Genomic DNA, 12,639 nt, shown 5'->3' with positions numbered 1-12,639 from the left:
ATGGTTGGAATAATACCAAAAGAAACCGCAAGATTACCAGGTTGGCTGAATAACCTGCTTTTCGCTTTTTTGATTATTCTGCTTTTATCTATTTTGAGCTATTTCATTTTGAGCAGTTCCGTGAAAAGAGCTGGCGATGTTCTCCAGGGATTAACTATGTCTTTGAATGAGTTAAGGTCATTGGAAAGGAGTGCGGCAGAAAGAGAGGTTTTAAAATACAACAACAAGATTGGATATTTTTTCCAGCTGCTTGACCAACACACAAGAAGTTCCAAGATTTTTGATTTGATTCAGCAGTCTTCGCATCCCCAAACTTGGTTTTTGAAATTTAACCTGAATACCACAGGGGACAAGATGATTCTATCCGGGAAAACGCCGACTTTTGAAATTCTCGGCCAGCAGATTTTAATTCTTAAACAAAGCGATTGGGTTTCGAAAGTGGATTTGCAGAAAGTTTCCATAAGTAAGGAAAGAAACGTTGATTTTGAATTATCAATATCTATTAAACCCGGTATTTTAAGATGAGCAGGTTCAATCTTATAGATTTTATTCCAATTATTATTATCGGCTGTTTTGTTTTTTCCCTTATTTTGGGGCCGACTCTTTTGTGGCCTAAATACCAAAGCCTGAAAGAATTGCAAAACAGCATTAACATCAAAAAGATGGAAATAGAAGAACAAGAGCAGTATTTTGCAGAAATTGACACGGTAAAAGCCAAGCTGGCAGAAAACAGCGAAGCAACGTCAAAAATCGATTCTGCTTTGCCAGATTCCATTGATATGCCTTCCCTGCTTAATTTCATTCAGTTAGCCTGCAGCCAGTCAGGTCTAGTTTTGGAAAACGTAAGCCCTTTTACTGTTACTGCTGCCGGAGGCATGACTAACGTCAAGGAAATATCAATGAGTTTAAAGATTTCTGGCTCCTATACCGCTTTAAAAAGCTTTCTTGTTGTTTTAGAAAAATCAGCTAGGCTTATTGAGGTAGAAGACATTTCTTTTACTTCCCCGACCAAGGAAGATTTGTTCAGCGTTGCTTTGAAGATAAAAATTCATTCTTACTAAAATGGCTATTATTTTCCTACAACAGAAAAATTTCCAAAAGAGCTTAGTCGTTGTTTTCGTTTTTATAGTTATTATTACGCTGATTATTATTTGGCAGGGAGTTTCCAAAAAGCAAGAGTCTCTTCTTATTGAAGAGTCCTCCCTTATTCCGAAAAAAGAGATAAAGATCGATTTTAACAAGCTGATCGGCCAGGATTTGCAAAATCTCATTCCTTTTCCGGAAATAGAGCCCTTTAAAGAAATTGCTCCTTCGGAAACCGAAGAAGGAGAAAAAATACCGGGAGTAAGTATTGGCAGGGAAAATCCCTTCTTGCCCTATTAGTATTATTTGTGATATCGGAAGGGGGTCGGGGAAACCATTCGGTTTCTCCGTATAGGAAAATATTAAAAACAGAGGGTTTTTAAGGAGCGGTGTTAGTCCCGCTGTAAGCGGGACGTGCCGCGACATAATTAGGTAATACCACAATATGTCTTTACTTAAAAAATTAATTGAAAAAGGAATACTGGACAAAGAAAAGAGCGATTCCCTGGAAAAAGGAATCAAAAGTTCAAACAGAAGAGAAGAAGAGGTGATTTTGGAATCAGGTTTGATTCCGGAGATAGAGCTTTTTAGCATTAAAAGCGAATCTTTAAAAATACCTTTGAAAGAGGTGGTGATTGAAAAAGTTCCTTTACAGACTTTGGAATTAATTCCTGAGGAAACAGCCAAATACTACCAGATGATTCCCATACAGAAAACAGAAAAAGATTTAGAAGTGGGCATGGTTTACCCTGAAGATTTGAAAGCCCAGGAAGCTTTGAAGTTTCTGGCTAGACAGGGAAATTTCAATTACCGCATTTTCTTAATTACTGACAAAACTTTTAAAGATCTTTTAAAGCAATACAGCAACTTGAAAAAAGAAGTTGGCATAGCTTTAGAAGAGCTGGAAACTGAGTTGAAGGAAGAAAAAGGAAAGAAAAAACCATTGACTCGGGTTGAGTTTCAGAGGATGACAGAAGAAGCGCCGATCACCAAAATCGTTGCTGTTATTTTGAGGCATGCGGTAGAGGGCAATGCTTCTGACATTCATATTGAGCCGGCCAAAGACAAACTGAGAATCAGATTCAGGCTATTGGGCATACTGTACTCTTCTATATTCTTGCCTTTGAATATCAGTCAGGCAGTTATTGCCAGAATAAAAATACTTTCTAACTTGAAAATTGATGAAACAAGGATTCCCCAGGACGGCAGGTTTTCCACGAAAATAAACACAAAGTCCATTGATTTCCGTGTTTCTACTTTTCCCACTACCATGGGAGAAAAAGCAGCTATCAGGGTATTGGATCCTGAAACCGGCTTGAAAAGCTTTGAGGCATTGGGTTTGGAAAGCAGGAATCTGGAGGTGGTGCAGGAGGGTATTTCAAAGCCCTACGGATTAATACTGGCTACCGGTCCCACAGGCTGCGGTAAAACAACTACGCTCTATGCCATTTTGCAGTTATTGAATAAAGAAGGGGTGAATATTGTAACCTTGGAAGACCCGGTGGAATATTTTATTGAAGGCATAAACCAGTCCCAGGTAAGGCCGGAAATCGGCTACAGTTTTGCTTCCGGCCTCCGCCAGATATTAAGGCAGGACCCTGACATTATTATGGTCGGTGAAATCAGAGATAAGGAAACAGCCAGCTTGGTTATCCATGCTGCCCTAACCGGCCACATTGTTCTTTCAACTTTGCATACTTCCAATGCTCTGGGCGTTATCCCGAGATTGGTTGATATGGGCATTGAGCCGTATTTGATTCCTTCAACACTCCAATTAGCCATGGCCCAGAGATTAATCAGGAGGCTGTGCGACGACTGCAAAGAAGAGATAAAGCCCAATCCCAAAATCAGAGACATTATCCTAAAAGAAATTGAGGAGCTTCCTTTGAAAGTCAAAAATTCCCTTAAGATTGAGAAAACATTCAGTCTTTTCAAAAGCAAAGGCTGTCCAAAATGCAACGGTGCTGGGTTTACGGGCAGAATCGGAATATTTGAGATTTTATCGGCAACGCCTTCGCTTTCTGATATAATTTTAAAAGAGCCTTCCGAACACATGATTAAAAAAGAAGCGGACGAGCAGAGCATGGTAACAATGAAGCAAGACGGCATTTTAAAAGCGTTGCGGGGCATTACAACCATTGAGGAAGTATTAAGGGTGGCCGAAGAAAAATAGTCAAAGAAGATAAATCTTCTTTTCCATGAACTAATAAATTAAAACTCGATTTATGAAACAAATATTATTAATAGAAGACGACCCGTTTTTAATAGATATTTATACGACAAAGCTGAAAGAATCAGGATTTTTAGTCGAAGTGGCTTCTGACGGAGAGCAGGCTTTGGAAAAAGTGAAAGCAAAAAAGCCTGACTTGGTTCTTTTGGATATTGTTTTGCCCAAGGTTGACGGCTGGGAAATCCTCAGAAGCATAAAATCAGAGGCAACTCTTAAAGATTTAAAAATAATCATTCTTTCAAATCTCGGCCAAAAAGAAGAGGTTGAGAAAGGAATAAATTTGGGAGTCAGCAAATACTTAATTAAAGCCCACTACACGCCTAGTCAGGTAGTGGAAGAAATCAAAAAAATCATATGAAAAAAACACCCAACGTCGTAGACGGAAACCACATAGTCAAATTAAAAGAATTCCTTGAGATAACCATAAAAGAACAAGCTTCCGACTTGCATCTTTCGGTCGGGCACCAGCCTGTCTTGAGAGTGTCAGGCACTTTGGTCCCTCTTTTGAAAGAGCCGGTTTTGATTTCAAGCGACATGCAGGAGCTGACAAAAGCTTTAATGAATACTGAACAGTATCAAAACTTTTTAGGAGAGAAAGAAATTGACTTTTCATATAATTTTGAAGACAAAGCAAGGTTCAGAGTTAACGTTTTCTTCCAGAGAGAGGAAATTTCCATTGCCCTTCGTCAGGTGCCAGCAGAAGTTAAAACTATTGAACAGTTGAATCTTCCTCCTCTTTTGCACGAATTCACCAAAGCATCCCAAGGCTTTGTTTTAATTACCGGACCTTCCAGCCACGGCAAATCAACGACTTTAGCTGCCTTGATAGACGAGATAAATAGGACTAGAAAAGACCATATCATTACCATTGAAGACCCGATTGAATATATTTTCCAAGACGATAGAAGCATAATTGACCAGAGAGAGGTTTATCAGGACACCCTTAGTTTTTCCAGGGCGCTTCGTTCCACTTTCCGCCAGGATCCTGACGTTATCATGGTGGGGGAAATGAGGGACCCTGAAACAATTGCCATTGCTATTACAGCTGCTGAAACCGGGCATCTGGTTTTTGCCACTTTGCATACCAATTCTGCCAGCCAGAGCATACACAGAATCGTTGATTCTTTTCCTCCGGAACAGCAGGGCCAGGTCAGAGCCCAGTTGTCAGGTTCCTTGCTCGGTGTAATCTCTCAGCGCTTGGTGCCGAGAATAAAAGGAGGCTTGATTCCTGCCTGCGAAATAATGCTGGCTACGCCGGCTGTGGCTAATTTAATTAGAGAGAACAAGATACATGAGCTGCCCTTGGTCATTGAAACTTCTGCGGAAAAAGGAATGGTTTCTTTAAACAGAGCTTTGGCTAATTTGGTAAAAAATAAAGAAATTTCCTTGGAAAACGCACTTAATTATTCTTTGAACCCTTCTGAGCTCAAGATACTTATAAGATAGTTTATGAACCCCGTTAGAAGTCTTGGAGAGAAAAAATTTAAATTTAAATTTTTTCTGTTCTGCAATAATGGGGTATAACAAATAAATAAAGGTCTGTTTAAATTGATTGTCTTAATCATATAAAGACAGACTTCTAACGGGGTGAAATTCAACTATCAAGTCCGCACTAAAACAGGCGAAATTAGAGCTGGCCAGGTTGAAGCTTCCTCAAAAGAGGGGGCAATCAACCTTTTGCAGAAATACGGTTTATACGTCACTTTTCTGGAAGAAGCGGTCCAGCCTTTTTATGCTACTAGGATAAAGCTTTTTGAGAAAATTTCCCAAAAAGACGTAGTTTTGTTTTCCCGGCAGCTGTCCATTATGTTCAGATCCAGGGTGCCTTTGGTTGAATCCCTGAGAGTTCTTTCTTCCCAGTCACAGAGTTTTGAGTTCAAAGAAAAGATTTTAAAGATATCGGATGATGTGGAAGGCGGCAGCTCTTTTTCTGGCGCTTTGTCTAATTATCCCAACATTTTCTCTTCCTTTTATATTGCCATGATAAAATCAGGCGAGGTTTCCGGAAAGCTTTCCGAAGTCTTGGATTATTTAGCAGAGCATTTGGAAAGGGAATATCATTTATTAGGCAGGGTAAAGGGCGCCATGCTTTATCCTCTTCTGGTTCTTTTTGTCGTTTTCCTGATTTTAGCCTTGTTGGTGTTTTTCGTTATTCCCCATCTTTCTGAAGTTTTGGAAGCTAGTGGAGAAACCCTGCCTTTGATAACGCAGATTATCATAGCGATAGCTGAATTTTTCAGGCAGTTCGGATTAGCGATCTTGCTGATATTTGTTTTTTTAGTGATTTTTGGCCTGAGATATTACCGCACTGAAAAAGGGAGAAGGTTTTTTGATAATATTTTGCTCAAGTTACCTTTGTTCAGCCCTTTGTTCAAAATGATTTTTATCAACCGTTTTGCTGAAAACCTTTCAACTTTAATTTCCGGAGGTTTGCCCATTGCCCAGGCATTAGAAATAGTAGCAGACATTATTGACAATACCCTTTACAAGGAAGTGATTCTAAAAACCAGGGACGAGGTGAGAAAAGGAAAGGCGATTTCCGAGATTTTAAGTAAATCGCCAGAGCTTTTCTCTCCTGTTTTTGTCCAGATGGTCTTGGTTGGTGAAAGGACGGGAAGCCTGGATACCACCTTGATGAGTATTGTTGATTTCTATCAAAAGGAAATAGACAGGACGATTGAAAACACTTTGAGCATTTTGGAACCGGCATTGATCGTGTTTTTAGGCGTGGTGGTAGCTGGACTCATGCTTTCCATTCTGGTCCCTATGTACAAAATGGTTTCCCTATAGTTTTCCACTTGACGTTTTTTGTCGTCTCAAAGATAATGTGGTAAAATTGGTAAAGGTTTGGTCAATTGATTTGCGTATTAACAATTTTAAAGGTCGATTAACTTTCTTTTTAAAAATATTCAAATGTATGATTCAGTATTTTAACAGAAAGCATCGCGGTTTCACTCTTATTGAGTTATTGGTCGTTATCGCCATTATCGGTATTTTGGCTACAATTGTTTTAGTTTCTTTGAGCGGGGTTAGGGAAAAAGCCCGAAATGCCCAAAGGCAGTCAGATATGAGGCAAATATCTCTGGCTATGGAAATGTATTATGATGATGATCAGGTTTACGCTACAGAAACAACAATGGCTCTTCTTAGAGCAATTGGGATTGGAAGGTATCTTCCCAATATTCCTCAAGATCCGCAGAATGTTGATTACGGTTGGGTTAGTAATGTCTCCGATGACCAAGAATATTGTGTTTATGCTACTCTTGAAAGCGTAGACGCAGATAAACTTATTTTTGCCGCATCTCGTGGGGGAACGCTTAGCACAAGCACTGCTCCGACTACTCTTGATTGCGGATGGTAATGAATATTTCGTTGAATTAAAAGGAAAATTCCCGGCATTTTGCCGGGATTTTTCTTTTTTTTGGTTGATTAGCTTAAATTAGTAATATATAATATGCTAATGAACTTGTTTTTTACTTTGCTTATATTCGTTTTAGGCTTAGTAATCGGTTCTTTTTTGAATTGTTTGATTTATCGGCTTGAAACCGGAGGAAACTTTTCAAAAGGCAGGTCTTTTTGTCCTCATTGCAAACATACATTGTCTTGGCAGGATTTAATTCCTGTTTTTAGTTTTTTGTTCTTGAAAGGGAAATGCCGTTACTGCGGAAAGCCGATATCGTTCCAGTATCCTTTAGTTGAGATTTTTACCGGTTTTTTGTTTGTTTTCATTTTTAATTTCGTATTTAAAATTCAATTGTTCAATTTTGAAAATATTCTTAATCTGTTATTCTTAATTGTCATTTCTTGCTTTCTGATTGTTATTTTCGTTTTCGACCTCAAACATTTTATCATTCCTGATAAAGTAGTTTATCCTGCTATTATTTTTGCCATCATATATAGTATCTTTTACTTTATATTCGTAATTGGTGATTCTGGTCTTTTAATCCAATATTCTATTTCCGCTTTTTTGGCAGCTGCTTTTTTTCTTTTGATAGTTTTAGTTTCCCGGGGACGCTGGATGGGGATTGGCGATATAAAGTTGGCTTTCTTGATGGGTCTGTTTTTGGGCTGGCCGAATATCTTAACTGCCTTGTTTTTAGCTTTTTTTATCGGTGCTATAATAGGATTGGGATTAATAGTTTTGAAGAGAAAGACCTTAAAATCAGAGGTTCCTTTCGGCCCATTCTTGGTGGCAGGAACATTCCTTGCTTTGTTCTGGGGGGAAAAGATGCTTGACTGGTATTTGAATTTATTTTTGTTAAAATAATATAATGTCAAAGAATACAATAATTGTTCTAGGCGTAGTTATCGTATTAATTATCGGAGGAATTATTGTTTTTAGCTTTTTACAAAAAGGAAAAATTGCTCCTGAAGAAGAACCTGTCTCAGAAGAAGGTTTTTTAGAAGAGAGTGGAGAAGAGTCTGGGGAAACTATTAGTCTTTCAGCCACTGTTTTAAGCATAGATATTGAAAATAGTTTTCTAATAGTAAAACCGGAAAACCAAGAAAAAGAAATTAAAGTAATTATTAAAGAAGAAACAAAAATGATAAAATTGGGGCTGCCCACTGATCCTGAAGATTTACCGAAAGAAGGAGGAGTTTTTACGCCAACGGAAGAAAAAATAAACATTTCTGATTTTCATGAAGGAGACAAGCTATTTATTAAGACAACAACAAATCTTGTTGATAAAACTGAACTTGATGACGTTGAGTTAATCCAAATTCTTTCTTAAAAATATGCCTAGAAATAAAATTATTATAATACTGGTTATTTTGGTTTTAATTTCTGTTATGGTTTTCTGTTTCTTTTTCTTTAAAAAGGAAAAAGCCGGATTTGAAGGAGAGAGTTTTACCACGGGAGAAGGCGTAATTACAGAAACATTAAGCTTGGCTGGAAAAGTTTCCAGCATTGACATTGAAAATGGTTTTTTGACAATAAAGACAGCGAATGGAGAATTTAAGGTTATTGTTTCAGAAACAACCAAACTGATTAAATTAGAAGCGCCTTTTTCTCCAGACAATTCTCCTCCGGCCGGCACTGAGTTTGTTCCGGAAAAGAAAGAAATTATCCTTTCTGATTTTAAAGAAGGAGATGAGGTTTTAGTTATATCTCAAGAAGATATTAGTGGAAAGAACGAGATTAATAATGTGAATCTCGTTCAAATATTGCCTTAAATAAAACACAAAGGTCGATATATCAAATTAATCAAAAAATACTTAAAAAATGAAAATGGGAAAAGTTAAAAAAGAATATTTATTTACTTTAATTGTAGTTAGTTTAATAGGTGTTGCTTTTGCGGCTGTCCAGATTATTCAAGCTTCGCCCGGAACCGCAACTACTGGTTCCAAGCCAACACCTGTGGGTCATACTTGGAATGAAATAGCTAATTTTTATTGTCCTGCAGGAGAATGTCTTCAAAGTAATTCTAGCGGCGTTCTTGCTTGTGCTGTTTGTAGCGGCGGAGGAACGAATTATTGGGCGTTAAATGGTGCCGACAACCTTTATACGCTTAATTATAGCACTGTTAAGGTTGCTATTGGAAAAATGTCAGCAAGTTATAAATTAGACGTTAGCGGTGATATTCGTGCGACAGGTTTTATTAGGCCGGATGATTATTTAGATCTTTCTGGTACAAATGGAATTAAAGATTATAATAGTAGTTTTGGGTTGGCATATCAGATTTTAACAAAAAACGCAGGAGCAGGAGTTTCTTGGCAGAATCCCTCTTTAAATTGCACAACAGTAACTGTTTCCGCTACTAATAATTATGCATATGCTTCTTGTGCTTCTGCTGGTACCGGTTATATTATGACTGGCGGAGGTTGCTCTGGCGGTTATCAGTGTGGCATGACTTGGAGTTATCCTTCTGGCAATGGTTGGTATTGTGCTGTCGGTAATAGTATATGTAATGGATACGGCAATTCCACCGCCTATGCTCGTTGTTGTAAGCTTTAATGATGTAAATAAATAAAACCGTCTAGAAAGATAAAATTTATAAATTTCCGATTTTTAGCTGATGAAAAAAATAGTTATTACATTATTATCTCTTTTTCTATTTTTTGCCTTGGTCAATACAGCAGAGGCGGCTTTAAGTTGCTCGTTTAATTCCTGTCCTTCGGGTGGTATGTATGTTTTAAAAATGTCAGCATCATATAATGCTCACGCTGAACTTCCAAGCCAGTCAAATTACAGCAATTATGTTTGTTGTTCTGGGATAAGCGGAACATCTTGCAGTGGTGGCACTGCTTTTTTAAAATTATCAGCACTAACAAACGCTCAGGTTGAACAAGCCAATTATTTCAACTATTCAAATAGCGCTTGTTTAACTCCTTTAGCTAGCGAAACAATATCTTGTACTTACTCAACTAGTTGTTCTTCGGGTTATGTTTGTTTGGCTTCGATTTCCAACGTCTATAACGCACACATAGCACAATGCGGCGTTTATTCTACGCAAGTTTGTTGTATCGCAACAGGTGCTCCGACTTTTGATTTTTTAGTTGCGGTTAATCCAACTTCAGACTCCGCAACTCAAGGAAGTTCAGTGTCTACAAATATAATTGCTACTTTGCTTTCAGGAACCACTCAGCCGGTTTATTTTTCTGTTTCCGGATTGCCGTCGGGAGCTTCAATCCCTCCTATTTCTTCTTGCAATCCGACTTGCTCTTCATCAATGACTATTAATACGGCTGGAAGCACTCCAACTGGTACCTATTCAATAAACGTTTGCGGGACAGGTGGAGGTTTAACGCGCTGCGTTACTTACCAATTAACCGTTACTGCAGCCAGTGCCCAGATTACTACTCCTGGCGTAACTACTAACACAGCTACTAGTATTACCACCAGTTCTGCTACTCTTAATGGAACTCTTAACGACATAGGTCGTGCGGCTAATTGTTTGGTTTGGTTTGAATGGGGACCAACCACTTCTTTAGGGAATAGTACTGCTGTTCAAACAAGAACTTCCACCGGTAATTTTTCAGCCAATATTTCTAGTTTAAATTCAAACACCACTTATTATTTTAAAGCTTTCGCTAAAAACGGCGGCAGCTGGTGATAGTTTAGAATTTTTAATAAATGACAAATTTAAAAACGACCAAAATTAATTTTTAATGTTAAATTATAAAACATCATTTATATTTATCTTTCTGGCGGTTTTGGTGATTTTTGGTTTTGCATTGGTTGGGAAAACTAATGCAGGGATAATCCTTGAGGAATATTTTGACAGCACTTGCTATCAAGGTCAAACCTGCGTCATTCCTCCTTCAACTGGTTGGACAACAGATGATAATTTTTGGAAACTTGGAAGAACGCAATGCGGCAATATTTATCGGGGAACCGGCTACTACGCGGCATCGGCTTACCAGACTGATTTTTATTCTTTACCGTCTATGTTGGTGACAAAAGGATTAAGCATGAGCGCCAGCAACCAATATGCTTTGACATTCTGGGTTAGAAATGTTGGCAGTTGCGCCGGAGGAGGCAATAATTCCGGCCTTAGGGTTTATCGAAGCACTTTCCAGGGAACAAGAGGAACAAATATTACTCCTTCTCCTGGCTATTATGGAATTACCAGTACTTCTTGGTCGCAAAAAACAATTAATTTTACCGTACCGAGTAACACAACCTATTATATTCAATTTGATGAATTGAGCGGTTCAAACGATTATATTGTCATTGATGATGTAATAATTAATGAGTCTGTTCCGGGGGACACAATTCCTCCCAGCGTCGGACAAACTTCACCCACTTCAGCCACAGTTAATGTAGCAGCTACTTTTTCTGCTTCTGTTTCAGACAATGTGGGAGTTACTTCCTGTAATCTTTATGTTGACGGCGTTAGTCAGGGTACAATGAGTGGTTCTTTTCCCTGCACCAGCTGTACTGCCTCTCGTTCTCATACTTTTACTAGCACAGGAAACCATACAATGTATGCTAGGTGTTATGATGCAGCTGGCAATAATACAAGCGGGACAAGTGTTACTGTAACGGTGTCATCTGTCGCCTCCCCCCCCGTAGCTCACGGAATTGTTCTTATTCCTGATAATTCTAGTGAAAAAGTTGAACTGTATGCCGAAGGAACGCAATGGCTTCCGGATAGTGGGGACTTCAGCGAGAGGTCAACTAATTCGTTCGAAGGAAGTTATTCTACTCACAATAGAGGAAGCTGGGTGCGGAAAACAACGAGTTTTTCGGCAGTAACCTATCCCAGTATAGTTTTTGCTTATAAAATTGACGTTGGAGAAACAGCTTGTCTTATGATTAATGGCGGAGGATGGGTTGAAATTGCCGATACCCCAACTACTTGTTCTAGTTATAGTCATTCAGCAAATGCCATTACTCTAATTAACGATGGTCACTGGCACATTGCTTCAGTTGATATCAGTGATAGGGCTGGCGGAACGCATACCAGCATTATTTCAGGAGGCACTGGCGATATCTATTTGGATAATGTTTATGCTATTAAAAACAGAGTTGCCCCTGGCGAAGCGCAATGGATGTATATTAACTGTTATGATGATGATACCGTTACTCTACAAAGAATGATGGGTCTGATAAATTATCAGGGTGACCAGTCAGCATACCGTCGAGGCTATATGTATTGGGTATCTCCCTCTAGTTTTGGTCAGTATCCTAATTATGGTGATGAATATTCTGATGTTCTATCCGGAAGCTCGAGCTGGAAGAAAGGAAATAATACTATTGCTAAAATAAAATGGCATGCGCTTCCAATTTATACATCTCCGCAGGATAATGATATTTCTCAGTATTGTGACGATGGTCCGCTTGTAAGCGGGTGGAATAACAATGACCTTAATTTTGACACATACGAAATCATTACTGTTCCTACTGTTACTACTGATATTGCTACGGTTGGGGCTACGGAAATTCAAAATAATCGAGCTATTTTTAGGGGAACGATTAGTGGTGATGGGGGGACAACTGTTACTCAGACAAGATTTTGTTGGAGTAACAGTCCTAATATTTCTGCATGCAATAATATTGTATCCGGCAGTGTTGCTACTAATTTTCAGGGTACTTTGACCAACATGACTTCAGGGCAAATTTATTATTATAAAACCCAGGCATATAACTCAGCCGGCTGGTCAAATCTTGCTGATACTAATGAAAGAAGAGCAGTTATTTTTCTTTCCGATGGCGGCCAGCAGCAATTTACTACACAAACTGCTTGCACCAGAGCTGATCCTTCTGTATCCTTAACTCCTTCTTCTCAAACAGGAGACCCAGGACAGCAGCTTACTTACACGATAACCGTAACTAACAATGATAATTCTGCTTGCGGCGCATCCACTTTTAATTTATCTAA

General features: G+C 38.6%; 14 protein-coding genes. All 14 read left to right on the top strand.

What is annotated here, in order from left to right; genetic code table 11:
- The gene (locus ISS83_01475) at positions 1 to 525 is read left to right on the top strand and encodes a hypothetical protein (GenBank protein ID MBL7142324.1); all 525 of its coding nucleotides are present in this window, start codon (positions 1 to 3) and stop codon (positions 523 to 525) included.
- Entirely contained in the window at positions 522 to 1,061 is a 540-nt protein-coding gene (pilO, locus tag ISS83_01470; GenBank protein ID MBL7142323.1) for a type 4a pilus biogenesis protein PilO, read from the top strand. Before ISS83_01475 ends, pilO begins: the two co-directional genes overlap by 4 nt.
- Before the next feature lies 1 nt (position 1,062).
- Positions 1,063 to 1,383 carry a hypothetical protein gene (locus tag ISS83_01465; protein ID MBL7142322.1) on the top strand — a complete coding sequence of 107 codons (321 nt, stop codon included), beginning with the start codon at positions 1,063 to 1,065 and terminating at the stop codon, positions 1,381 to 1,383.
- Positions 1,384 to 1,528: 145 nt separating this feature from the next.
- On the top strand, positions 1,529 to 3,256 hold the full coding sequence (locus ISS83_01460; GenBank protein MBL7142321.1) for a type II/IV secretion system protein: 1,728 nt from the start codon (positions 1,529 to 1,531) through the stop codon (positions 3,254 to 3,256).
- Between the two features lie 52 nt (positions 3,257 to 3,308).
- Entirely contained in the window at positions 3,309 to 3,671 is a 363-nt protein-coding gene (locus tag ISS83_01455) for a response regulator (protein ID MBL7142320.1), read from the top strand.
- Positions 3,668 to 4,759, top strand: a complete 1,092-nt coding sequence (locus ISS83_01450; protein MBL7142319.1) for a type IV pilus twitching motility protein PilT — start codon at positions 3,668 to 3,670, stop codon at positions 4,757 to 4,759. Before ISS83_01455 ends, ISS83_01450 begins: the two co-directional genes overlap by 4 nt.
- A 141-nt stretch (positions 4,760 to 4,900) precedes the next feature.
- A complete protein-coding gene (locus ISS83_01445; protein MBL7142318.1) occupies positions 4,901 to 6,103 on the top strand; it encodes a type II secretion system F family protein in 1,203 nt (400 codons plus the stop codon).
- A gap of 127 nt (positions 6,104 to 6,230) precedes the next feature.
- Positions 6,231 to 6,674 (top strand): prepilin-type N-terminal cleavage/methylation domain-containing protein, encoded by a 444-nt coding sequence (locus ISS83_01440; protein ID MBL7142317.1) that lies wholly within the window; start codon positions 6,231 to 6,233, stop codon positions 6,672 to 6,674.
- Between the two features lie 99 nt (positions 6,675 to 6,773).
- Entirely contained in the window at positions 6,774 to 7,580 is an 807-nt protein-coding gene (locus ISS83_01435) for a prepilin peptidase (GenBank protein ID MBL7142316.1), read from the top strand.
- A 4-nt stretch (positions 7,581 to 7,584) separates the two neighbouring features.
- The gene (locus ISS83_01430) at positions 7,585 to 8,046 is read left to right on the top strand and encodes a hypothetical protein (GenBank protein ID MBL7142315.1); all 462 of its coding nucleotides are present in this window, start codon (positions 7,585 to 7,587) and stop codon (positions 8,044 to 8,046) included.
- Positions 8,047 to 8,050: 4 nt separating this feature from the next.
- The gene (locus tag ISS83_01425; GenBank protein ID MBL7142314.1) at positions 8,051 to 8,488 is read left to right on the top strand and encodes a hypothetical protein; all 438 of its coding nucleotides are present in this window, start codon (positions 8,051 to 8,053) and stop codon (positions 8,486 to 8,488) included.
- A 49-nt stretch (positions 8,489 to 8,537) separates the two neighbouring features.
- Positions 8,538 to 9,269, top strand: coding sequence for a hypothetical protein (locus ISS83_01420; GenBank protein MBL7142313.1), 732 nt, complete (start codon positions 8,538 to 8,540; stop codon positions 9,267 to 9,269).
- 169 nt (positions 9,270 to 9,438) lie between these two features.
- The gene (locus ISS83_01415; GenBank protein MBL7142312.1) at positions 9,439 to 10,368 is read left to right on the top strand and encodes a hypothetical protein; all 930 of its coding nucleotides are present in this window, start codon (positions 9,439 to 9,441) and stop codon (positions 10,366 to 10,368) included.
- A gap of 55 nt (positions 10,369 to 10,423) precedes the next feature.
- Positions 10,424 to 12,639 (top strand): hypothetical protein (locus tag ISS83_01410; protein MBL7142311.1); only part of this gene is annotated, 2,216 nt, incomplete at its 3' end.

The sequence above is a fragment of the Candidatus Paceibacterota bacterium genome, assembly GCA_016782605.1.
In the GTDB taxonomy this organism is placed as follows: Bacteria; Patescibacteriota; Minisyncoccia; order Minisyncoccales; family RBG-13-42-11; genus BS750m-G71.
This window is presented reverse-complemented; position numbering and strand designations above follow the sequence as displayed.